The organism is Cupriavidus sp. 05L310, assembly GCF_056398185.1.
Genome location: NZ_JBFTOX010000062.1, coordinates 38,574 through 61,658 on the forward strand (window position 1 = coordinate 38,574; position 23,085 = coordinate 61,658).

20 protein-coding genes and 9 pseudogenes are annotated in these 23,085 nt (G+C 61.0%); 12 read left to right on the forward strand and 17 right to left on the reverse strand.

Features of this window, described 5'->3' with window-relative positions:
• Window positions 1–27 precede the first annotated feature (27 nt).
• On the reverse strand, window positions 28–411 hold the full coding sequence (locus AC1DS6_RS34065) for a nuclear transport factor 2 family protein (protein WP_477104095.1): 384 nt from the start codon (window positions 409–411) through the stop codon (window positions 28–30).
• A 184-nt stretch (window positions 412–595) separates the two neighbouring features.
• Window positions 596–781: pseudogene (locus AC1DS6_RS34070) on the reverse strand (IS21 family transposase); the annotation flags it as partial.
• Window positions 782–952: 171 nt separating this feature from the next.
• Between AC1DS6_RS34070 and AC1DS6_RS34075 the strand changes: the two are divergent.
• The 4 genes and pseudogenes from AC1DS6_RS34075 (at window position 953) to AC1DS6_RS34090 (ending at window position 3,724) form a co-directional block, all read left to right on the forward strand.
• Entirely contained in the window at window positions 953–1,555 is a 603-nt protein-coding gene (locus AC1DS6_RS34075; RefSeq protein WP_477104096.1) for a hypothetical protein, read from the forward strand.
• Window positions 1,556–1,558: 3 nt separating this feature from the next.
• Window positions 1,559–2,620: pseudogene (locus tag AC1DS6_RS34080) on the forward strand (formylglycine-generating enzyme family protein).
• A 47-nt stretch (window positions 2,621–2,667) separates the two neighbouring features.
• On the forward strand, window positions 2,668–3,249 hold the full coding sequence (locus AC1DS6_RS34085) for an HD domain-containing protein (protein ID WP_477104097.1): 582 nt from the start codon (window positions 2,668–2,670) through the stop codon (window positions 3,247–3,249).
• Between the two features lie 52 nt (window positions 3,250–3,301).
• Entirely contained in the window at window positions 3,302–3,724 is a 423-nt protein-coding gene (locus AC1DS6_RS34090; RefSeq protein ID WP_477104098.1) for an MFS transporter, read from the forward strand.
• A gap of 325 nt (window positions 3,725–4,049) precedes the next feature.
• Here the strand turns inward: AC1DS6_RS34090 and AC1DS6_RS34095 are convergent.
• The 3 genes and pseudogenes from AC1DS6_RS34095 to AC1DS6_RS34105 form a co-directional block, all read right to left on the reverse strand.
• Window positions 4,050–4,742: pseudogene (locus AC1DS6_RS34095) on the reverse strand (IS6 family transposase).
• A 67-nt stretch (window positions 4,743–4,809) separates the two neighbouring features.
• Window positions 4,810–5,262: pseudogene (locus tag AC1DS6_RS34100) on the reverse strand (CoA transferase); the annotation flags it as partial.
• A gap of 23 nt (window positions 5,263–5,285) precedes the next feature.
• On the reverse strand, window positions 5,286–6,227 hold the full coding sequence (locus AC1DS6_RS34105; protein WP_477104099.1) for a Bug family tripartite tricarboxylate transporter substrate binding protein: 942 nt from the start codon (window positions 6,225–6,227) through the stop codon (window positions 5,286–5,288).
• Between the two features lie 472 nt (window positions 6,228–6,699).
• On the opposite strand from AC1DS6_RS34105, the pseudogene AC1DS6_RS34110 reads away from it, so the two are divergent.
• From AC1DS6_RS34110 to AC1DS6_RS34135, 6 genes and pseudogenes are all read left to right on the forward strand, one after another.
• Window positions 6,700–7,248: pseudogene (locus AC1DS6_RS34110) on the forward strand (plasmid pRiA4b ORF-3 family protein).
• A gap of 96 nt (window positions 7,249–7,344) precedes the next feature.
• Window positions 7,345–8,302: pseudogene (locus AC1DS6_RS34115) on the forward strand (hypothetical protein).
• A 127-nt stretch (window positions 8,303–8,429) separates the two neighbouring features.
• On the forward strand, window positions 8,430–8,693 hold the full coding sequence (locus AC1DS6_RS34120; protein ID WP_477104100.1) for an H-NS histone family protein: 264 nt from the start codon (window positions 8,430–8,432) through the stop codon (window positions 8,691–8,693).
• A gap of 514 nt (window positions 8,694–9,207) precedes the next feature.
• Window positions 9,208–9,609: a copper resistance protein CopQ gene (locus AC1DS6_RS34125; RefSeq protein ID WP_477104101.1), complete on the forward strand. Its 402-nt coding sequence runs from the start codon at window positions 9,208–9,210 to the stop codon at window positions 9,607–9,609.
• 253 nt (window positions 9,610–9,862) lie between these two features.
• Window positions 9,863–10,447, forward strand: coding sequence for a TetR/AcrR family transcriptional regulator (locus AC1DS6_RS34130; protein WP_477104102.1), 585 nt, complete (start codon window positions 9,863–9,865; stop codon window positions 10,445–10,447).
• Between the two features lie 269 nt (window positions 10,448–10,716).
• Window positions 10,717–10,953, forward strand: a complete 237-nt coding sequence (locus AC1DS6_RS34135; protein WP_477104108.1) for a GMC oxidoreductase — start codon at window positions 10,717–10,719, stop codon at window positions 10,951–10,953.
• 66 nt (window positions 10,954–11,019) lie between these two features.
• Here AC1DS6_RS34135 and AC1DS6_RS34140 read toward each other — a convergent pair.
• The 12 genes and pseudogenes from AC1DS6_RS34140 to AC1DS6_RS34195 form a co-directional block, all read right to left on the reverse strand.
• Window positions 11,020–11,319: pseudogene (locus tag AC1DS6_RS34140) on the reverse strand (glutathione S-transferase N-terminal domain-containing protein); the annotation flags it as partial.
• Window positions 11,289–12,362: a phenylacetaldoxime dehydratase family protein gene (locus AC1DS6_RS34145; protein ID WP_441629710.1), complete on the reverse strand. Its 1,074-nt coding sequence runs from the start codon at window positions 12,360–12,362 to the stop codon at window positions 11,289–11,291. The gene AC1DS6_RS34145 and the pseudogene AC1DS6_RS34140, both read right to left, overlap by 31 nt.
• 299 nt (window positions 12,363–12,661) lie before the next feature.
• Window positions 12,662–13,174: pseudogene (locus AC1DS6_RS34150) on the reverse strand (MFS transporter); the annotation flags it as partial.
• A 482-nt stretch (window positions 13,175–13,656) separates the two neighbouring features.
• A complete protein-coding gene (locus tag AC1DS6_RS34155; RefSeq protein ID WP_477104103.1) occupies window positions 13,657–14,403 on the reverse strand; it encodes a TrmB family transcriptional regulator in 747 nt (248 codons plus the stop codon).
• Between the two features lie 150 nt (window positions 14,404–14,553).
• A complete protein-coding gene (locus AC1DS6_RS34160; protein WP_441629712.1) occupies window positions 14,554–16,014 on the reverse strand; it encodes an alginate export family protein in 1,461 nt (486 codons plus the stop codon).
• 71 nt (window positions 16,015–16,085) lie between these two features.
• The gene (locus AC1DS6_RS34165) at window positions 16,086–16,796 is read right to left on the reverse strand and encodes a YoaK family protein (protein WP_477104104.1); all 711 of its coding nucleotides are present in this window, start codon (window positions 16,794–16,796) and stop codon (window positions 16,086–16,088) included.
• A 27-nt stretch (window positions 16,797–16,823) separates the two neighbouring features.
• Window positions 16,824–17,738, reverse strand: coding sequence for a glyoxalase (locus tag AC1DS6_RS34170; RefSeq protein ID WP_441629714.1), 915 nt, complete (start codon window positions 17,736–17,738; stop codon window positions 16,824–16,826).
• Window positions 17,735–18,205, reverse strand: coding sequence for a DoxX family protein (locus tag AC1DS6_RS34175; protein ID WP_477104105.1), 471 nt, complete (start codon window positions 18,203–18,205; stop codon window positions 17,735–17,737). The genes AC1DS6_RS34170 and AC1DS6_RS34175 overlap by 4 nt, the downstream gene beginning before the upstream one ends.
• Before the next feature lies 1 nt (window position 18,206).
• Complete coding sequence (locus tag AC1DS6_RS34180; protein ID WP_441629716.1) at window positions 18,207–20,099, reverse strand: amidohydrolase; 1,893 nt, start codon at window positions 20,097–20,099, stop codon at window positions 18,207–18,209.
• Window positions 20,096–20,386, reverse strand: a complete 291-nt coding sequence (locus AC1DS6_RS34185; protein ID WP_441629717.1) for a DUF1427 family protein — start codon at window positions 20,384–20,386, stop codon at window positions 20,096–20,098. Before AC1DS6_RS34185 ends, AC1DS6_RS34180 begins: the two co-directional genes overlap by 4 nt.
• Before the next feature lie 97 nt (window positions 20,387–20,483).
• The gene (locus tag AC1DS6_RS34190) at window positions 20,484–21,170 is read right to left on the reverse strand and encodes a hydrolase (RefSeq protein ID WP_441629718.1); all 687 of its coding nucleotides are present in this window, start codon (window positions 21,168–21,170) and stop codon (window positions 20,484–20,486) included.
• A 26-nt stretch (window positions 21,171–21,196) separates the two neighbouring features.
• On the reverse strand, window positions 21,197–21,538 hold the full coding sequence (locus AC1DS6_RS34195) for a carboxymuconolactone decarboxylase family protein (RefSeq protein WP_006159602.1): 342 nt from the start codon (window positions 21,536–21,538) through the stop codon (window positions 21,197–21,199).
• 374 nt (window positions 21,539–21,912) lie between these two features.
• On the opposite strand from AC1DS6_RS34195, the pseudogene AC1DS6_RS34200 reads away from it, so the two are divergent.
• A pseudogene (locus AC1DS6_RS34200) lies at window positions 21,913–22,294 on the forward strand (Tn3 family transposase); the annotation flags it as partial.
• A 156-nt stretch (window positions 22,295–22,450) separates the two neighbouring features.
• A partial coding sequence (locus tag AC1DS6_RS34205) for a transposase (protein ID WP_477104106.1) occupies window positions 22,451–23,085 on the forward strand: 635 nt, incomplete at its 3' end.

Consider the following 23,085-nt stretch of genomic DNA (forward strand, 5'->3'; position numbering starts at 1 on the left):
GTTCCTCCGCGAGCTCCCGAATCCTAGCTACTCCGCCCGTTTACTCGATTGCTGACGGAGGAGCTTCCATGTGTTATCCGCAGGCGTCCAGAGCTGCGAAGTCCAACTGCGTACGGTAACCGCGCTGGCATCGGTGCGGCGCTCCAGTTTCTGGTCGACCGGCCCGATGACCAAGACCGCACCACTTGCATACCGATAGGTTGGAGGCTCCCGTCGCCAGATCTGAAGGGCTCTGATCTTACTGGCCAGGAAATCCAGGTAGCTGGCCTTATCGTGAAAATGGCTGGTGGAGTGAATAAAGGTGAGCTGGTCTGCGAGGACTAGATCCAATGCCGCCCAGTCGTCTTGCGGGGTCGCTTCGCAACGGATTCGCTCGGATGCCTCGATGGTGCGTTGTAGTTCTGCTTGCATGTAGTCTGCCAGGAATTAGCCGGTCGGCGCCGGACCGAGCCGATCCGGGCTGGATCCGCGCATCAGGATGTTGCTATGCGCTTATGGAGTGCTCTGCGCCAGAGGTGGAAATCCGCTGTGCCGTCGCCTTCAATTGCTCGAGCAGCTTCTCGTGATCCATGAATTCAAAGCGCCGCAACGGAGCCAGCTTGTCCATATGAGTCAAGTCCGACAGACCCCGCGCGCCGGGCGGATACGTCTGCGGGAAGAATGCTTCCTTGTTCGGCCCTTCGAGCGCTCGCCACTGGCTGATATGCCGCTCAAGCGTGCGCCGCATGCTGTCGGGGAACCGCTTCGGATGATCTTCCTGCAATTTGCGCAGCAGGGTGATCTCGGCCCCGGGGAGGTACAGGAACCGTTTGAAATCAGTTACTTGAGGGATCAGCGGGTACGCGAGGAATGGCCGGGATTCCTCAAAAATCCGCCGCATCCTTCGACCGACAACGGCCCCGAGCACGTGTCGTGGCCGCACGGCTCGACCACGCCGTTCCGCGGCGAGAAGATGACCACGTACGAAGGCGGTGTGCGAGTGGTGTCGATGCTGCGCTGGCCGGGCGTCATCAAGCCTGGCCAGATCAAGAACGGCATCCAGGCGCACCAGGACATGTTCACCAGCTTCGCCGCGATTGCCGGCGTTCCGGATGTCGTCGAGCAGATGAAGCGGAAGAAGAAGCAGTACATAGACGGCGTCAATAACGTCGATTACTGGACCGGCAAGTCGCCGGAAAGTGCGCGAAAGGACTTCCTCTACTACTACGAGAACAAACTGACGGCAGTGCGCATGGGGCCGTGGAAGCTGCATTTCTCGCTGAAGGAGGACTACTACGGCATGCTCCAGCCGCGCAGCATCACGATGCTGTTCAACCTGCGCAGCGACCCCTTCGAAAGCTACGACAGCAAGGACGCCTACGGCCACCTGCTGCAGAAGGCGCAATGGATCTCGGGCCCAATGGGCGAGCTGATCGCCAACCATTTGAAGACGCTGGCCGAGTATCCGCCGGTCCAGCCGGCCAAGTCGTTCGACCGCTCGAACATGGCGCAGGACTTCCTGCAGCAGCAGGAGCAGCTTCGCCAGCGGCAGCAGCAGATGGCGCACAAGGAATAAGCCATGAGGGGACGCAGAAGGGCGTGGCTCGCGCTCCTGGCCTGTGGTGCCGTGATGGCCGGCGCCGGCTACGCGGGCTGGCAGGCGGGTGCGCGCCCGGCAGCGGCTGGCGGCACGCCTCCGGCCGCCGCGGTGGGCGACGGCGTGAGCGGACCCGCCGGGATGGTGCATATTCCCGGCGGTGAATTCCTGATGGGCAGCGATAGCAAGCTGGCGCAGCCCAACGAAAGGCCTGCGCACAAGGTGCGCGTTCACGGCTTCTGGATGGACCGGCACGACGTCACCAATGCGGAGTTCCGCGCCTTTGTCGCGGCCACCGGCTACGTGACCACGGCGGAGCGCAAGCCCGACTGGGACACGCTGAAGGTACAGTTGCCCGCCGGCACGCCGCGTCCGCCCGACGCGGCACTGGTGCCCGGCGCCGATTGGCGGCATCCGGGCGGCCCCGGCACGTCGATCGAGGGCAAGGACGATCACCCCGTAGTGCAGGTGTCGTACGAGGACGCGCAGGCCTACGCGAGGTGGGCGGGCAAGCGCCTGCCGACTGAGGCCGAGTGGGAATTCGCCGCGCGCGGCGGGCTGGAGCAGGCCACCTATGCATGGGGCGACAAGTTCGCCCCCGGCGACCGGCAGATGGCCAATGTGTGGCAGGGCCGGCAGGTGCAGCCGCTTCCCGTCGTCAGCCCGAAGGCAGGCGGCGCGGTGGGCACCAGTCCGGTCGGCGCCTGTCCCCCGAACGGCTACGACCTGCTGGACATGACCGGCAACGCGTGGCAGTGGGTGGCCGACTGGTATCGCGCTGACTAGTTCCGGCGAGAGGCAGCCACGCACCGCGTGATCGACAATCCGCTGGGCCCCGATGACGCGTGGAACCCCGACGAAGCCGGTGTCCCGACCGATGCGCCCCGGCGCGTCACGCGCGGCGGCTCGTTCCTGTGCAACGAGGAGTATTGCCTGAACTACCGCCCCAGTGCCCGGCGTGGCGCGGACCCTTACAGCAGCATGTCGCACCTGGGCTTCCGCCTCGTCATGGACGACGACCGCTGGGCCGCGCTGCACCGGTAATCCGCGCTGACAACCGAACCATCGAACCAGAAAGCAAGGAGTCCATCGTGAGCGAACGCGCCACGTTCCGACGCATGCATGACAGCTCGCGCGAAGACTGGGACATCATCCGGCCACAGACGGCGCATTTCTCGGCCGGCCTCGCCGACCGCGTGCTGACGCATCTGAAGCTGCTCGAGGGCGACTACGGCGGATTCCCGATCGACCGCTACGGCCATTGCCTCCAGACGGCAACGCTGGCGCTGAAGGACGGACGCGACGAGGAGTACGTGGTCTGCGCGCTGCTGCACGACATCGGCGACACGCTGGGGTCGTACAACCATCCCGAGGTCGCGGCGGCCATCCTGAAGCCGTTCGTGTCGGAAGCCAACCTCTGGATGATCGAGCATCACGGCATTTTCCAGGGACATAACTTCTTCCATCACGTGGGGCTGGACCGCGACATGCGCGACCGCTTCCGGGACCACCCGCACTACGCGCGCACGGTCGAGTTCATCGACCGGTACGACAGCGCCGCCTTCGACGACAGCGCGGAGACGTTCCCCATCTCCGTCTTCGAGCCAATGGTCCGCCGTCTTTTTACCGCCCCACGGCGCTCCATTTATCGGCCCGACGCTGACGCGTCGTAGTGGGCCGGCTGCCAGGCACGCACCCATAACAGAGGAAAAACGGAGGAAACCCATGACTGACACGCAACCAATCGTCGACGTAAAGAGACTTATCGACGCCGAGCGATTCTCGGCCTACCAATGGCTCATCTTGGTGGTCTGCTTTTTGACCATCGCCGTCGACACCTATGACGCCTTCGCCGTGGGCTTCGTCGTGCCCGCGCTAATGCAGGAGTGGCATGTGGGCAAGGACGTGCTCGGACCCGTGATGAGCGCGTCGATCTTCGGCATGGCCATCGGCGCGCTGGCCGCCGGGCCGCTTTTCGATCGGACCACGCCGAAGACCGTCATGGTCGTTTCCATGATGCTGTTCGGCCTGTGCAGCCTCGGCAGTATTACCGCCACGTCGCCGCTGTCTCTGGGAGTTTGGCGGCTGCTGACCGGGATCGGCATCGGCGCCGCCGTGCCGGGCGCCACGACGCTCGTGTACGAATAGCGCCGGCCCGCCGCAGCGCGTTGATCGTCAACGCTATGGGCTGCGGGCGCATGCCTGGCGCCGCCTTGTGTGGCGTGACGGCGGCCGCGCTGATTCCGGTCTACGGCTGGAAGAGCCTCTTCCTCGTGGGCGCCGCACTGCCCGTCGCGCTCGCGGTCGTCGTCGCACTGTTCCTGCCCGAACCGCTGCGTTTCATGGTGATGCGCGAATGGCCAACCCACCGCATCGCCGGCGTGCTGCGCCGCATTGCACCGGGACGCGTGTTCGACGGGCTCTGTCGCTGTAAGGGAGCGAGGACGAGAAGACGCCCGAGGGCACAACTGACTTATGCTGCCAGTGAATGGAATTGCTCTGCAGCGGACGGATTGCTCCCTTCGTGGCACTGCATCTGGCCCTTGGCAATCGTGTGCATGAGCTCGATACCGCCCAACAGGATGCGCGCGCAGCGAAAGTCCTTGAATCCAAGCATGGGTCGGGTCAGGCGTTTGATGGCTCGGTGGTCCTGTTCGACAATGTTGTTCAGGTACTTGACCTGCCGGATGGTGATGGGAGTTTCTCGTTCGGTGTTGACGTCGTGCAGGGCCGCCAGGTTGGATGCGCTGCCGTCGATGGTCACCGTGTCAGGCTGGCCATGCTGCGCGATGGCCTTCTCGAAAAACCGCCGTGCTGCGGCCTTGTCACGCTGGGCGCACAGCAGGAAGTCGATGGTATTGCCCGCCTTGTCGACCGCCCGGTACAGATACTTTCACTGGCCGCGTACCAGGATGTAGGTCTCGTCCATGCGCCAGCTTTTCCCCACCGGACGCTTGGAGTGGCGAAAGATTTTGTTTAGCGCCGGTAGCAACTTCAGCGCCCAGCGATGCACGGTCGAATGGTCAACCGAGATGCCACGTTCGGCCATCATATCCTCGAGATGACGCAGGCTCAGCGGATAGGCGACATACCAGCGCACGCAGGTCAGCATCACCTCCAGCGGATAGTGAAAGCGCTTCAATACCTTCGCAATCTCCGTGTTCATCACCACTGACCACATTGCCTGAATTCGATACCGGCTCATTCTACCGGAAGCTTATTGCGACAAAACCGTTCAAGGCGCCGGTGAGCGCGATGTAGTTGATATCGTGCCCCGCGCTGGACGCAAGCGGGCCCGTCTGGCCCCAGCCCGTGACCCGGCCATAGACGAGCCGCGGGTTGCGCGCGTGGCAAGCCTCGGGTCCGAGGCCGAGCCGCTCCATGACGCCGGGCCGGAAGCCCTCGATCAGCATGTCGGCCGATGCCACGAGGTCCAGCACGGCCTGCACAGCAAGTGGTTCCTTCAGGTCGAGCGCAATCGCCTTGCGCCCGCGCAGCATCAGGTCGTAGCGGCGCTCACGCTTGACGCCAAGATCGGTTTCGCCTGGCCGCTCGATGCGCAGCACCTCGGCACCCATGTCGGCCAGCATCATGCCGGCCAGCGGGCCGGGACCGATGCCGGCCATTTCGATAACCCTGACACCTGCCAGCCGGCCACGTTGCGGCGCTTGTTGTTCCGTGTGCATAGAATCTCAATTGGTCCGATGGGTTATTCAATCTGGATGGCGGCACGCTTGACGATGTCGCGCGTTCGCTCAATTTCGGCCAGCTGGAACTGGCGGAAGTGTTGGGGCCCGCCGAGATAAACCTCCCCGCCCAGGCCCGTGATGAACTTCACGCTGTCGGGCTGCTGCATGGCTTCACGTACGGCGGCGGACAGCACGTTAACGATCTGCGCGGGCACCTTGGACGGCGCAAAGATGCCGGTCCATGCCGCCACATCGAAGCCCGGCGCACCGCTTTCGGCAACGGTAGGAACCTGCGGAAGATCCTTGAGCCGCTGCGGGGCGGTCACGGCGAGCGGGCGGACACGGCCCGCGCGAATCAGCGGTAACACCGCGCTGATCTCGCCGATCGCGTAGTCGACGTGGCCAGCGGCGACGTCGGTCATGGCCGGCGCCGTGCCCTTGTAAGCGATGGGATTCGCGCGCACATGGAAGCGCTCGTTCAGCAGTTCGGTATAGATCTGGTAGGTGGGACTACCCGCCGCGTAGTTGAGTTTGCCCGGCGCGGTGCGCAGGGCGCCGATGAGCCCCCCAAGCGCCTTGTACGGCGAATTCGCCGGCACGACGACGACCATGGCAAAGCGCGCGAGGCGCTCCACGGGCGCAAAGCCGTTGACGGGATCGTAGGGCGGGTTAGTGAACAGCACGGCGTTGGTTACCATCGTCGAGTTGCTGCCGACGAAGAGCGTGTAGCCATCAGGCGCGGCGTCGGCGACGGCGCGGGCGCCGATGAAGCCGTTCCCGCCGGGGCGGTTCTCCACCACGAACGGCTGGCCCAGCTTTGCAGCGAGCTTCTGGGCAATGAAGCGCGCCGTGGAATCCGCGCCGCTGCCGGGCGGCAACGACACCACGAGCTTGACTGGCCTTGCCGGGTAATCGGGCTGCGCACCGGCCGGCAGGGCGAATAGCCCGAGCGCGGCCAGCATGAGGCGTCGCCTCACGGCGTCAGTTGCCATGTTGTCTCCTTGTTTTCGTGCCGGTAGCCCAAAAGGTTTCGCATCCGGTTCGACTCGGATGTTACTGATTGCGATGCCTCTGGAAAAATACTTTCGATATGTCAGCCGATACGTCCGCTGTATTGGCGACGGCCCCATTCGGTAGCCGTCTCACTCGATAGGAGGCGGGCCTCGGCGTAGTGCAATATTGTTGCGCCAGCGGTAGCACAGGCGGCAATGGAAACTGGCGTCGCGACACGGCCCGTAGTCAATAGCGAACACGATCCGCACTACAAAAGATTTCTGAAAGTCGTATTACCGGCTCATGGCTCGCAGAGGCATCAGCGAGAAACTGGCGAAGTTGGAGGTGCGGCGTCGCACACCATTGAAGGAGACCGCGCCAAAACGGGTGCAGACGACCGGACCTCTACTGAGAGGCCAATGAGACACCTACAATGCGTACATGGCTTCCGATCCCGGGCCGGCGACCTCCGTCCTTCAACTTCGAATTGCTCTGCGCGGCCTGAGCCCGCCGGTTTGGCGACGCGTCCTCGTTCCCGAACACTTGACGCTCGGGCAATTGCACCCTGTCATCCAGGTAGTCATGGGCTAGGCCGACCAACATCTGCACCCGTTCAGCATTCGTGGCAGGTGTTACGGCGAAGCTCATGAGGGCGTCTTGCAGTTCTCCACCGTGGCAAACGAGCTACCGCTGACCGCGTTTCATCTCCGCGAACACGAAGGCTTCGCCTATGTGTATGACTTCAACGCGTGGTGGCGTCACGAGATACGGATGGAGCGGCGTATGTTGCGGCAACATCCTGGCCGACTTCCCCGTTGCGTGGCGGGTTATGGGCCATGCCCGCCAGAGGACGTTGGCGGGATCGAGAGGTATCTGGAGGCCAGCGACGAACGCGGTGAGTATGAGTTCCTCGATTGGATTGAGTCGCTGCGCGAGGATCCAATCGTGCTGGAAGACTTACGCGATGAGGTCGACCAGTGGCTGACTTGACTGGACCGCCGCTTCGACCGCCAAATTTTCAATGATCGGTTGCGACGGCTCCAGGCGTAGACTGGTCGCCGCAGCTTCCAAGGGAGGAGGGCGGCCATGCGTATCAGCTTGCAACTCGTAGTGCACGATGAGGGAGGCGAGCCAGCCACCATCACCGAAATAGTCCAGTTCGAGAGAGGCGGCCTTGATGTGGGCTCGCTGGGCCTCCATCTGGACGAGGCGAAATTTTTGCTGGGTCGGCTGCAGCGCACGATGGTCGCGGCACAGGTTGCCGAGGCAGTTGCCCGGACCAGCGTTTGTCCCACGTGCGGGGCGCAGCTGGCTTGCAAGGGCCACCATCACTTGGTCTTCCATAGTGCGTTCGGGCGATTGTCGATTTACAGTCCCAGGCTGTACCCCTGTCGGCGGTGCAAGGGCGACGCAGCTAGCTTTTCTGCTACGAGAAGGTGTGCAACCCGGTCAACCGGTTACCTTCCTGTCGGACGGCGGAGAGACGGTACGGTTTGCACAGCTCGGCTTTGGTGACCGCGGCGAGTACGTTCTCGACTGGTTCCACATCGCTATGCGGATCCAGAACCTCGAACAGATGATCAAGGGCCGGCCGGCACACTGCGATGGCCCCAGCAATACCGCATTGATCAAGACGCTGCATGGCGCCAAGTGGCACCTGTGGCACGGCTGCCCCTATCCGGCGTTGCGCCGACTCGAAATCCTGGGCTGCGTTCTGGACGCCGAGGCCAGCCCTGAGGAGGCCAAACTCCTTGGCAAGCTCGAGGAGTTCATTGTCTACCTCGACAACAACCGGCACTTCATCGTGAACTACGGTGACTGTTATCGGCATGGGGAGCCCATTGCATCGGGTTTTGTCGAGTCAGCCGTCAACCAGGTGGTCAGCAAGCGGTTCGTCAAACGACAGCAGATGGCCTGGCGGCCGAGGCACGCGCACAACCTACTGCAAAGCCGGACGGCCGTGCTCAATAACCAGCTCCGGTCTCACGTTGAACGATGGTATCCCTCCATCGCCAGGGAAGAAGACCACCGCCTTGCCGCTTAGTCAGCCCCCGTTTTGGCGCGGTCTCCGTTACACCAGCGATCCGCCGGAACAATGTTGAGGCCCCACGGTCTTTGAGACGACAACGCAGGATCCTGCTCCGCAGCTTCCTCAAATCTGTGCACCTAAAATGAAGTCGATCGAAATCGAGCGTGCCGAAGCGATTACCTGGATCCGCATCCAGATGGCCCAGCACGGCCTGACCCTGGCTCACCTGCAGGCTGCCGGCTGTTTTGCCGAGCCGCCACCGGCGACGTTGCCTGGGGCGGTGCGCTATCGCAACGCGCACGGGCAGGGCTGGGACGGCTGCGGCGCCATGCCGGACTGGCTGCAGCGGGCAATCCACGCCGGGCAGACGGTGGAACATTTTCGGATAGTTGCGACAAGGGAATAGTTGAGCGCGCCATGGTGGGACCCACCTCCGCCCCCTGATTACATGGATGACCCGCTCATGTCGTGTACCACCTATATCCAGAGGAATGACACATAGTCTGGAAAAAGTGGGTTAAGCGCGACTTCGCGTCAGGGTTAGGCGCCCAGCAGGGTTCTTGGCTGGTTTGGTAATGCGCTCCGGCTAGGACGTCTTTGTCGTCTTGGCCGGGCTTGGCGTGATCGCGAGCGGAGCGAGGTCAGTCTGGCGAAACTTGAGAAATTCCTTGACCATCTATCTACAGGTAGATAAGATTCAAGTCATGGAATCTGCTGCACCGCAGGCAAGAAACAAAGGCCGCGCAATGTGGAGATCTCACAAGCAGCAAATGTGACATCACCGGCATGCGCTGTTTTTTTACCCTGCACGTCTATCTATTAGTAGATAACCACCAAAGAGACTTACGTCTTAACAAGCAGTTCCGGTCTTCGCGGCCTGTGCAGACCTCGGACCTCAGCTAAACGAATTGGAGAACTTCATGAACACCAAGCTCATCGCCAAGTCGCTGATCACCGTCGCCGCTCTTGCCGCTGCCTTCGTCGCAGGTGGTGCCCAGGCATCCGGCCCCAAGGACAGTGCCTTCAGCGGCGACCGCTACGGCTACAACTTCCGCGTCAACGACAGCCGGAGCGCGTTCACCGACGGCGCCCGCGTCGGTAAGTTCGACCCGTTCACCGAAGGCGCCCGCGTCGGAAAGGCCGATCCCTACAGCGACGGTGCGCGCATCGTAGCCGGCCTGGATCGCACCGGCGTGTCGTCTTCGCCCGCCCGCAGCCGCGACATCTACAGCGACGGCGCTCGCACCGGCAAGTTCGACCCGTTCACCGAAGGTGCCCGCGTCGGCGAGGCCGACCCGTACACTGACGGCGCCCTGGCCTGAGCAGGCGGAAGAGGCGGCTGGCGACAGCGCGGGTCGCGCCGTTTCGGGCCAGCAGTACCAAGCGCAGGCCCTCGTGGCGGCAACTCGACAGATCGGGAGCACATTATGAATATTCGGCAAGGTTTCCTCGCAACCGCTGGCTGGCTTCTGCTGTGCGCCGCCAGCGGTTCGATGGCCGCTGCGGTGGCACAGGTGCTGCCGGCTTGATCCGGCAACCACACCGCGGCCCTGCCAGACGCATCGGAGTTTCGCGATGACCACGCTTTCCGTACGCGACCAGCTGGTGGAACACGCCCTGTCGCTGATACGCCGCCGAGGATTCAATGGCTTCAGCTATCGCGACCTAGCGGAGCTGGTCAGCGTCAAGACATCGAGCATCCACTACTACTTCCCGTCCAAGGACGACCTGCTGCAGGAAGCGATGTCGCGCTACATCGCCCGGCGCGCCGAGCGCCTGCGCAGCATAGACACCAGCCTGCCGCTGGCCGAGCAGGCCGAGCAATACCTAGGCTCGGTGCGCGATAGCGCGGGCAGCGGCCAGATCTGCCTGTGCGGCATGCTGTCGGCCGAGCTGGCGCTGCTACCCAAGTCGGCGCACACGGCCCTGCAGGGCTACTACAAGCTCAATGAGGCCTGGCTGGCCCGGCTGGTGCAGCGCGCTGCCGAAGCCCGCGGTGACACGCTGCCGGCTTCGCCGGGCGCCATCGCGCAGGTGCTGTACGGCGCGCTGCAGAACAGCGTCGTGACGACACGTCTTTTCGGCGCGCCGGAGCGGCTCGATGCAGCCTGCAACGCGGTGCGCACGGCCTTGGCCGAGCCGGAACAGCAGCCGGCCTAGTCTATGCGTTGGGGCGCTGGCCAAGGCTCGTGACGGGTCTGGTGCACACGCGGTTCTTACGTCGGATCTTACGTCGCCGATGTCATTCGGTGCATGCGCCAGCTTCGCACTCTCTGTCTCATCCGTTTCAACGCATCGCTTCTCACCGCGGGCAGAAAGCCAGTAAATCGCCGGTGGTGTCTGTTCGATGCTGCTCTCGGCCTGAACGTAAAGCCGAGGAACGCAAACTGCACGTTCGGACAAGTGCCGGTGCGCTTAAGCGTGAGGTCATGCCCGGACCAGTAAGGGGGGCCGCGCTCGATAGTTTCATTCGCAATGGCGCTGTGTCCTACTTTCATGAAACCTGCACGGCGAAGATGGGCCGTGACCGGATGTCGGTCGTAGATGCGAAGCTGCGCGTCTACGGCATCGATATCGATTGCACTGGCCATTGGCACAAGTTCTTCGTCGTAGACAACGAGGCAGCGTGCCGCACATGGGCCAAATGCGATCTGTCCAGCAGCTAGCGAGAACCATTGCTGCACAAGTGCATTGCCTTCCGGATCTTCAGGGAGCCAAGAGGGCTCGCCATACTTCTTAGCCAAGTACACCAGAATCGCGTTTGAATCGTAGAGCGTCGCATCGCCGTCAATGATGACGGGGACCTCCCCGAAAGGGCTCCGCGCAAGGCATTCTGGCGTTTGCAGGTTGCCGCTTTGCGGCTCAATATCGATCTTCTCGTAAGGGAGGCAGAGTAGCGACAATAGCAATTGAACGCGATGGCCGTGGCCCGAATACGTCATCGAGTACAGTCGAATCGGAACCAAGTTTGTAGGTCTTTTGGTTGTCATGGTGTTCGTCCTCATCCGATCGCGGCGACGATCTTTCCCCATGCGTGGGCAAAACGGAGCAAGCCGGTGCCGGCGTGACAGTTCACGTACTCAAAAGACGGCGTCGTGCCGAGAACGAAGACTTCATGCCAGGTGACAACGCTGCGTGCGGCCCGATACTTCCGGCGCATCGCGAGCGCGTGCTTGAAGATGTCAAGATGACTCTTGTGTCCAGCAGCCCATCGTTCAAGTTGTCCAAGCGAAAGGAAGTATCCGTGCTTTGACGTTTCCTTCAACTCGTTGCCCTCTTGATCCAGCGTAACCAGCGCACGCAGTGACAAACAGCCTGTCGTTGCGGCATGGTCCTTAAGGTAGGCCATCCCCGTCTCAAGCTTGGGCTGAAGGTTGGTGTAGTAGTCGTCAAGTTGGTCGCCTTCTGCCTTCTCCCAGTACTGGCCAGAGCGAATGTTCACGACGTTGGGCGGAACATCAATCCGGATGCGGGCCCGCGAAGCGCCCAAGAACTCGCCTTGGGGGACTGATTCGCCGTAAGGGGACGCGAGAGGATCGACTGCAGAAATCGGCAGCCGGTCGCGCATCGCACCGAAATAGCCAGCGATATACATGGGCTCCAGTTCGCTTCCCTTTGTGCGAGCGATCCCGGCCCGATAGTACGGCTCTGAAAAGATGGTTTCGATCCTGTCATAAGGCACCGTAAGCGTTTCACGCCAGTAGCCTACATTCTCCTCTTCTCGCTCTTGAGAGGCGAACCAGGTGTTAAAGGCATCCTGGTGCTTCCAGATCGCGTACCGCGTAATGTCGGTCCAGTACGCAATGACAATCGAATTGGTAGACCCGGCCTCGTCGGTATGTCGCACCTCATCGAAGCAATCCGGGCCCCAGGCGCTTGCAAAGGCGTCGCGAGTCCTTTTGAAGAATGCGCGTTCCGTACCGAAGTCCGCCGGAGTACGTTGCACTGCGATGTAGTCCGACACAACGGTCGTAAGGGGGGCGTTCCACCGGACGTGGAACTTCGGGGCGGCCGGTGCAAACTCTCCCGGCCGTTGGGCTGGGATCGTGCGGGGATACTCGATATGAAAGCTCATTTTGATTCGCTGGCAGGAAAGAGGGAGTAGCCACTGTCGATCAACGGCTGGCTGTTTTCGTTTACCAGAACACGGAAGACGTCTGGCCGTGAATAGTGGCCGACTGCGTCAAGGTCGTACTTTGCTGGAGGGATATCGTCTAGATCAATCTCGGCTACCAGGATCGATATCGCCGGTGAATGTCACCATTGCAAACGCGACAGCGGGGAAGAAGCCACCGAAGATTCCGTTTCCGACGTGATACGGGAACGACAAGCCGGTGTATCGAACCCGCGCGGGGAACATTTCAACCAGTGCGGCAGCGAGAGGATGGAGCCGCCTGCGCCTGTCATCTGGATCCAGCTCGTGTTGCGGCCCTTTCTGCCGGGGCTCGCGTGCTCGGCTACGTAAATGGCAGCGCCGCCATATTCACCACCCAGTCCAATGCCTTGAACCACGCGAAGCAGCAGAAGGATTGGAGCGAGAAATCCGACCTGTTCGTACGTCGGAAGCAGGCCAACGCAGAATGTGGCTCCCCCCATCAGGACGATCGTGATGAGGAAGGTGTGCTTACGGCCGATCAGATCGCCCAAGCGGCCGAAGAGCAGTGCGCCCAGCGGACGTACGGCGAAGCCCACACCAAAAGCGATGAGGGCGAAGAGATAGGCGCTGGACGGGGAACGTGGGGCAAGGAAGAGTCTGGAGAATACCGACGCAACAGCGCCGAACAGGAAAAAGTCGTACCACTCGAAGAGCGTCCCGAGGGTAGATCCGACGATCACAAGGCGCTCGTGCTTCTGCGAGTGCTGAATAGTTGACGATTTTGTTGACATGGCCTTCCTCTGCACAGTCCCAATGGATATGGTGACTGAAGTCTAGAAGGCAGGCATTTTCACGTCAAAATTATGCGACCAAAATTTTCAAAAAACGTACTAAATATATGATTTATAAGAATAAATATTGTACTATCTCAGCGAACGAAATTGGTTTAAGTAATTCATGAGGCGCTTGATAAAAAGCAACTTTCAGGTCGCTTTGGATTTAAGCGCATCTGCGTCCTCCGCAGAGTGCTCGTGTCGTCTTGGATAGCGGGCTGTGTCTGATTTGACGATGAATCGTCCGAGCCCTTAGTGACTATGGGCCAGGAGCGGCAGTGGGCTCCCGCCAGGTGCGTCGCTTGCGGCCGAGATTGCGCGGATCCACTGCCCTGTCAGGGCGACGGTCAGGGCGGCGGTCGCTGCGGCAGGCGCAATGCACGCATCCCACGATGCGTGTTGCCAGAAGAGCGAGCACTGGCTCGAGTCAAACCTTGGGCTTAGCTCGCACTAACTGGAGCGCTAACGTTCCAGAGTATTTCGAAGAGGCTCATCTGAAAAGCAAAGAACTCCGGGCTTTGGATCGACAGTGCATAGTGCTCGGCGCGTGAGGAAATGATGGACACTTTGTCGTCGAATAGATAAGTTGTCACACCCATTTCAAAGTCCTCCGGTGCGCACCGAAGTTCTCGCCGGTCCTTTTTTGACGATCGCCATAAATCCCGAGAATCGCCCGGCCCAGTACGAATGACGCGCATATTGATCCCTGCCTTCGCGCGACGGGCTATAAGATCATTGATGAAGTCAAAGCCTGGGGTACGGAACAGCTCGCTGTTAGACATGATCGCGCTGACTTCTTTCGATTGACATTCCAGCGTTTCACTCATGACAGTCTTGATGCCCTCCAATCCCGAGAAAAATCGGACTTTCGGTTTTCCTCCAGAGGAATTGTGAATGGAGCGGAGTTGAGGGAGAACTTCCTGAATGATTTGACGCTGAGATTCGATCTTGCGTAACAGCATGATCGGATCCTGTGGAATTACATAAGAGCGCGCGCCTTTCTGGATCGTCGATACGAAGCCCGACGCTACGAGCCTGTCCAGCACTTCGTAGGCATTAGTTCGCCCGATACCTGCTTTTTGTGCGATTGCAGCAACAGTTGCTTCGCCCAGTTCCAGTGAGGCGAGGTAAAAGTCGGCCTTGTGGCCATCAATGCCCGCCGCTTGCAGCATTTCAACCATGTTCATGGATCGGGTCCTCTTCTAGTCGATGCTCCAGATTTGAGGCGAATGGCACACCTGGCCCGCACGGGGTGCGGCGCCGACCCCAAGAGGGACTACTGCCATTACCGGATCGCAAGCTAGACAAAATGTTCACGTACCGTGGAAAGTGGCCCTCTACCAGCCGTATTTTAGCTCCACCCCAACGTAGTCTGAATTGCGTCCGCCGATATTACGAATCGAGTCGCCCACCTGGAAATGCACGGCTTCGACCGCACCTGTCAGGTGCGCGGTAATGGCCCAGTCAGCACGCAGTTGCAGATAGGCGCCCGTCCATTTGCTGCCTCTTCCGGCCGTACCGGGCACAGGAACATTGGGCTGTTGGTACACGGCGTCCGCTGTCGTCTGACGCCACTGGAATCCGACTGCCCCCAGGATTGTCAGGTTACTCTTCGGTTTGACCTTGATCGATGGCTTGACGTGAAGGATGTTTGCATAGCCCGTATAGCCGGCAAGCGTGAAGTAGTAGCCATTGGGGAACAGGGGATTGAACGTGCCCAGACTTCCGTCTCCTGGATGCTTGTCACCCGACGCCCCATCGACCTGCAGCGCCAGGCGCGGTGACCATGGCATGTCAAGCGTGTAGCCGACGATGGAGCCCACGGCCCACGCATTGATGGATTTGTTTCCGACATGACCGGACTGGTACATCGTCTCGACATCCCAATCGATGCGGCTGGCCTTTCCAGAGTAGCGGAGATCGAAAACATTGCGGTGCTCACCGCCCGCCGCATCCAGATAATTGGCGCTGGAGCGGTTATAGGCGGAGTAGTAGCCGGACAGGTCGCCGGGTCCGACATCCTTGCGTTCGAAACGCGCGCCACTAAAGGTCAGGCGACGGTTGGAGACATCGTCGAATACCTCCGCATCGCGATACTGAACGGGCTGCGTCAGGTAGCCGATAAATCGCCACTTTCCGTATTCGTAGTCTGCCCAGACCGCATCGTAAGCCTGCCGTACATTCGGACCATCGCGCACGGAAATGAACCGCTGCAGATCGAACGCCATTTCCTGGCGCCCGACGCGAAACTTGAATGTGCCGGGACCCAACGGGCTGACCCATGCCACGAAGGCCTGCTCCAGGTCCACCGGATTCTTGTCTACGGGCGTGACCGCATCTTTGCCAAACGGCCTCGCATCCTCGATCTGGGCAAAAACCTGCAAATACGGGCCAATACGCGCATCGGCGCTGATCTGCGCGCGTTGGATGACATAGGTGTCGTTGCGTGCCGTACCGAGTCCGAAGAGCGGCGCATTGTTGACCTCCATGCGCTCCCGCAAGTTCGCGCCCAGCGACAGATAGGATTTGGGATCCCCGCCAAGCGGGATGTACTTCAAGCCGTCGAGCGGCTCTCGTGGCACGCATGGATCCGCAAGCGCCGACCAATCTTCCTGCCAGCGATTGAAAAGTACCTCAGGGCGCCTGGCGGAACAAGCAGGCACACTCTCTATGCTCGCTTCTTCGGCTTGCTCCGCATACGCATTTCCAGCGAATGCTAGCGTCAGAACAACACAACTCATGACCAGGCACGAGAGAGTATTCATTTCGTAGAGGGGGCGGAACAATGCGCGAGTCATGGCGCTCACTCCTGTGACACTTTTGGATGCGCGCCAAGTGTTGGTCGCCGCAGGTAGTACTCGTTGCGAAGCTAGCGGCCGGCTGGGCTTGCCGTCCGACTTTGCTGGCTGCCACCATCCATGCGGGTCAGAGGAGCGGTCACGCCTTGTTGCCGTCTTGACGCATTGAACGTCAGCCACAAGAGCGCGAGGAAGGGCAATAGTAGTGCCCAGAAGCCCACATTGGCGTAACCTATTGCGCCGCCCACAGCTCCGCATGCGAACGACGAGACCGCGGGGGCAGTTCTTTCCAGGCGTTCGCGCGACGTGGCTTTCGTGTCGGATGAACTCGCTGGCGACAGCAGTTCGAACAGGTCCAGCACTATCTGCGTCATGTGTTCCGCCTTGACGGTGTTGGGCACATGCCCCTGCCGCGAGATCAAACGGTCGCGTGCGTTTTGTACTCCCATCGCCGCCGCACCGAGCATCCCGCAAAGGATGACCAGTATGTCGTCGGGGTGAACGATGGGAGCAGCGGCAATGCCGGCGGCGCAAAAGGCAAGCATCAGCGCAGCCTGCATTGCGTAGACACGCCATGCCGCGTTTTGCGGTGCCACGGCTTCGGTACTCGCAACCAGACTCGTGATAACCACGCCGGCCAGGAAGGCGGGAATGGCCATCAGCTTCATCAGCACGAAGTCCTTGCCCATGGCGTGGGCGGTGAGCAGCCCGAAAAGTGCCACGACACTAAGGGTGTCGACGTAGCCAGCTATGCACGCGAGCAGGGTGTCATCACGTCTCATCATTCACCTTCCGTAATACGTCGTCCGTCACCGGACCGTTGCATGGATTTCTGCGATGTATCCGCCTGGGAACTGAACCAGCGCAGACTCGCGCTGGTCCGACGTAAACGGCTGCACCAGCACCGTTGCTCCGGCGCCTTTCGCCTTCGCCAGTGTGGCGGCGAGATCCTTGACTTCATAGCCGGTCATTTCATGGCCGAAGGGGTACGGCAAATGCCCGTTGGTCACCAGTATCGTCATCTTGCCGAAGCCGGAGTCGAGTCTCACACGCCTATACGTGCCTGTCGGATTGCCGATCTCAACGCCGGCCGCATGCGGATCATCAGACACGACTTTGCCGCGGGAGAAGGCAACAAAGTCACGAATCAACGCATCGGCGCGCTCGGGTGACACATAGACGCGATTCTCCGGGACGGTTTCGAGGGCGTCATACTTGGGTGCCTGGGTGTGCCAGTAGAGTTGCATGTTGACGCCGCCAGGCCACGTAATGATGGCGTCGCGGCCGATAGGATCCGGGAACGTCGCAACCTTGACGTCCGCACCGTGCTCCCGGGCGGACCTGACGGCTGCGTCCATGTCTTCTACAAGATAGCCGGTTCGCTCGCTTCCGAAGGGATACGGGACGGGCGTCTTGAAGCCGAACACGGACACCGTGCCAACCGGGGTAAAGACGAGCTGCGACATCGTCTGACTGGGCGTCGGCGTAACCTGGAATACGCCCTGTTGTGACTTGTGGCCCCCAAAGGTTGCCACGAAGCTGTCCGTAAACTTGTCGAAATCTTCCGGCGCCACGTAGACGTGGGTCGTGTCGTACTGGGGGCCAACAGCGAGCGGTGGCGCGCTGGCGGACGCTGCGGACGCAACAGACGGCACAAGAGCAGACACAGCCAGGCCCGCGACGAGTGCCGCCGTGACAACGGCAGAACGAAGATTCAGGTTCATTGATGAAATTCCTTCCAGTTTTGATTGCGGGCGGAATTGCCGGTGAGGGGCGCCGCTCCAGCGAGGATGGTCGCCATGACCAGCGCCGCGATGAGGCCGAGGTGCTCGAAGAATCCATTCAACGCCATAAGCCTCGCGTTTCCTGCCAGATTCCAGAAGTCATTGGCCACGAGCATGGCGACCAACGTCAGCACGCCCAGCCCACCGGCGCCCAACCACAGCCATCGATTGAAGATTACGCAGACTGAGCCGCCAAGTTCGACAATGATGGTTGCCACCGCCCACAACCCCCCCGGGTGCAATCCGAAGTGTTCCATCTCGAGCACGGCGGCGTGGAAGCCGAACAGCTTGGTCAGACCGCCTATGACGTAGGCGGAGACAAGCATGGCACGGGCCGCAGGCGGCAGCCATGGCTGCGTGAGCAGGGTGGCAACCCAAGGCGGATTGACTTGCGCGCGATATTCCATGTCACACCGCCCAGCAGGCACAGCCCAGCGCACCCCAGAACGAGCGCAGGTCGGATGTCGGCGCATTGCTCGCCCAGGCGCGGGCATGGTCGTGCCCATGGACCGCACAGGTTTTTGCACAAGCGCAGGACGCCGCGGCCACCTGCTGCAATGCGCGTTCGCGCTTGCCGTCCGAGTCCTTCCAGGCGCCGAAGCCACCGAATTTGCGGACGGGCGACCAGTCAGGCATCGCCGGCGGTGGCGCATTGCGGTCAAGATGCTGGAAATCGCCTGCCCCGTAGACAACGCGGCCGCCAACGATCGTCAGGTCCGACGTCGTGTTCACAATCTCGTCTTCAGAACAGGTGAAGAAGTCGCGGTCCGGAACGATCAGGTCGGCCAATTGACCGGCCATGACCTGACCCTTGGCGCCTTCCTCGTTCGAGAACCACGCCACCTTCTCTGTCCACATGCGCAGCGCGGTATCACGGTCAAGGAGATTCCGATGCGGATACAGGCGCAGGCCTCCGACGGTCTTGCCTGTCACCAGCCAGGCTAGAGACACCCAGGGGTTGTATGACGCCACGCGCGTCGCGTCGGTCCCGGCCGACGTTCGCACGCCTTTCTCCAGCATTCGCGCAACCGGCGGCGTCGCCTCGGCAGCCTTGGCGCCATATCGTTCGACGAAGTATTCACCTTGGTACGCCATGCGATGCTGCACCGCGATACCGCCGCCGAGGGCGGCGATACGGTCCATTGATCGCTCCGAGATGGTCTCGGCATGATCGAAGAACCAGTTCAGTCCGCTCAGGGGAATGTCGCGATTCACTTTTTCAAACACATCCAGCGCTCTGCTGATGGTTTCATCGTAGGTGGCATGCATGCGCCATGGCCAGCGATTCTCGGCGAGCACGCGTACGACGTCTTCCAGATCCGCTTCCATCTGCGGCGGCATGTCCGGCCGCGGTACGCGAAAGTCTTCGAAATCGGCCGCTGAGTACACCAGCATTTCGCCGGCACCGTTATGACGGAAATACTCGTCGCCTTGCTTGTACTTCGACGATCTGGTCCAGTTCAGGAAGTCATCTTTTTCCGCTTTCGGCTTCTGCGTGAACAGGTTGTAGGCCAGACGAATCGTCATTTGCCCCTCGTCTGCAAGCTTGCGGATGACTTCGTAGTCTTCGGGGTAGTTCTGCGATCCGCCGCCCGCATCGATGACGCTCGTCACGCCCAGCCTGTTCAGCTCGCGCATGAAATGACGGGTGGAATTGAGCTGGTAGTCGAATGGCAGTTTTGGGCCCTTGGCCAGCGTGGCGTAGAGGACCGTCGCGTTTGGCTTGGCAAGAAGAAGGCCAGTTGGGTTGCCGTCGCCGTCTCGCATGATCTGCCCGCCCGGCGTCTCGGGCGTGTCCTTCGTGTAGCCCACGGCCCGCAGGGCGGCGCCATTCAGCAACGCGCGGTCGTAAAGATGAAGGATGAATACAGGCGTATCGGGCGCGACGGCATTGAGTTCGTCGATGGTGGGAAGTCTCCTTTCGACGAACTGATTCTCCGTGAAGCCACCTACCACCCGAACCCATTGGGGTGGCGGCGTAATGGCAACCTGGCGCTTCAGCATGTTCATCGCATCGGCAAGCGAGCGCACGCCGTCCCACCGCAGTTCCATGTTGAAGTTCAGGCCACCGCGCACGACGTGCGTATGGTTGTCGATCAGTCCTGGCAAGGCGGACCGTCCCTTAAGGTCGATCACGTTCGTTGCCGGTCCTGCCAGAGACAGGATCTCGGCGTCGCCGCCAATCGCTGAAAATCGTCCCTCGTGGATGGCAACGGCAGTTGCGACTGGCTTCGCCTTGTCAAGCGTGGTAATCCGGCCGTTGTGCAGGATCAGGTCGGGGGCTTTGGCGGAGGCAATCATGAGCGGGTCTCCTCGTTCTTTGCAGACTTGCGCACAGCCGTAGTGCCGGAGACGCCGTACTGCAATGTGCCGGACGCTGCGGTTGCGTCATTTGATGCGCGCTTCACTGTCGAGTGGACGGCGCCACGGAAATATTGCTGACTGATCGGTATGAACTGCTCTCCGGCAAGAATGCCGAGCAGCCCGACCAGTGCAACGAGCGGTGGCGCGGGCGACCGCACGCCGATCAGGTAGTAGCTGACGCCGACCAGAACGCCGGCACCTAATGAGAACAGATAGATCTTCATCGGCACATCTCTCTTGCTGCTGCTGGGCACGTCCGGCCACACTATTACGCTGCATCGGGCCGGACGCGGGCCACCAAATGAGACGGAGGGCCGCCGATTACTTTGCCGGAACCGGAGGCACGATCTCATGAGAGCCGACCGCTCGCTGTGGCGCTTTGTGCACCATGGTGTAAGCGTAGTCGACACCCATCCCGTATGCGCCGGAGTGTTCCCTGACCACACTCATGAGGGCGTCATACGTATCGCGACGCGCCCAGTCGCGCTGCCATTCGAGCACCACCTGTTGCCACGTCACGGGTACGACGCCGGCCTGGATCATGCGCTGCATGCCGAAGTCATGTCCTTCCTTCGTAATGCCGCCTGAGGCGTCGGCCACCATATAGATTTCGTACCCGGCATCGGCCATGGCGCTGAGTGCGAAGGTGTTGTTGCAAACCTCCGTCCACAAGCCCGAGACCACGATCTTCTTGCGACCGTTCGCCGCCAGCGCGTCACGAACCTTCTGGTCGTCCCACGAATTCATTGAAGTGCGCTCGAGCAGGGGCTGGCCGGGGAAAACGTCGAGCAGCTCCGGGTAGGTGAATCCCGAGAAGCTTTGCGTTTCCACGGTCGTGATGGTGGTCGGGATGTTGAAGATCTTCGCTGCCTTGGCGAGGCCGACGACGTTGTTCTTCAGCACCTGCCGGTCCATGGACTGGACACCGAATGCCATCTGCGGCTGGTGGTCAATGAAAATCAACTGGCTGTTTTGAGGGGTCAGTACTTCAAGCTTGGGATTGGTCATGATGGGATCCTGTCAGGGTGTAACGGTTAGGCTTGCTTCAGCGCGTCGATGGCGTCCAGCACGTGCGTGCTGTACGTAATGGCGGCGCCGGCGTTCAGGTTGATGGCGACGCCGAGCGCTTCTGCGATCTCTTCGTCGGACACGCCGAGCTTGACGGCCTCGGCTGCATGGAAGGCGATGCAACCATCGCAGCGCGTGGTGACTGCGACGGCCAGCGCGATGAGTTCACGCGTCTTCGCGCCGAGTTGCTCGGTTTTGGCACCCGCACCAGCGATAAGCCCAAAACCGCGAATGGTGTCCGGCGTGCGCGTGGACAGTTCTTTGAGGCGAGAACTGATGTCCTGAATTTCCTGTTTCCACTCAAGCATGAGATAGCTCCGTGAGATGACTTCGAACGGGATGTATGTGGCCTGGTCCAGCAGTTCGCATCGGCGAGTGCAAAGCGCGCGAGGGTTGCGTCGAGCTACTGGTTACGTTCAACGCTGGATGCAAAACGAGATCACGAGGTCAATCCTAGGAGTCGGACGATTGACTGTCAAAGCAGCACGCATTAACTACCTTAAAAATATCTTAACTGCATGATTTATAACGATAAAATATGTACTATGGTGGCGAACGAAACGGCCGGAAGTGCGTTCAGAGGCTTCAGGGGAAGAGCGATGCACGCAAGCAGATCCCGCGACGACTGATACGGCCACGAAGGCGTAAGAATTGTTGAGCCTGGAGGGTTACAATTTGCACCGAACCGGTCCCTATTTCGACCACGATGCGCGCGCTCGAAATGCCTGGCCGGTTGTCGCGCGCGAACAACCGCGCGGTGGAGTTCCAGCGAACGCGCGATCACCGAACTCTGGGGAAGCGGGCAGCAGGCATCGAGCGAATCCATGAGTCTCGACACCTAGCCCCACCGGTTTTATGCACGCGTCGATCCCCGGTGGCGCGCCGCACGTGCTGGACCAGCATCGCATCGTGTACAACCAGCCGATCGTGCTCAACGAGCGGCTGGCAGGCGTCGCAATCGAAGGAGTCATTCGTCACAATGACGCGCGCGACGATGGTGGCTTCCTCCGGCTTTCCGTCGAACGCATGGGTACACGAGCGCCGGCATGGCGGTCTCGAAGTTGCGGCGCGATGCCAAGAAAGGGACCGTGTTAGAGCCACCCCTTTCAAGGTGACGAAAATTAGGGCAACCTCCGTGTTCTCGAACAGAAACCGGAGTCAATGGCGTGGTACTGGACGCAGTGGTGGAACGCTTTCTCGAACACAGCCCTGTTAGCGTGATGGCGCGCCTGGGGTTGCAACGCGCCCTGGATCCGGCCTGGATCGACGAGTTGTTCGAGCAAGAGCGTGAAACGCAGTACACGCGCGAGTTATTGTTCTCGACGACGGTGGAAATCATGTCGCTGGTCGCCGTGGGGCTGCGCCCGTCGGTGCATGCGGCAGCCAAGGCCAGTCCGGCGCTGCCGGTTTCCATCACCGCGCTGTACGACAAGCTAAGCCGGACCGAGCCGGGGCTGGTTCGTGGCCTGGTGCAAGGCAGTGCGCAGCGGCTGGGGCCGGTCGAGCAACCGATGTTGCGCAAGCAGCCGCCATCGGTGAATGGCTATCGCCTGCGCATCGTGGATGGCAGCCATTTGCCGGCGAGCGAAAAGCGCCTGAAACCATTGCGGGGGTTTCGGGGTGCGGCCTTGCCAGGGCAGTCATTGGTAGTCTATGACCCGGACACGGCGATGATCGTCGATCTGGTGCCCTGTGAAGATGCGCATGCCCAGGAGCGGGCCATCATGGAAACCCTGCTCGCATCGGCCCAGCCGGCCGAACTGTGGATCGCCGATCGCAACTTCAGCACCCGGGCGATTCTTGCCGGGTGGCAGCGTCGCGGCAGCGCCTTCATCGTGCGGGAGCACGGCCGCAA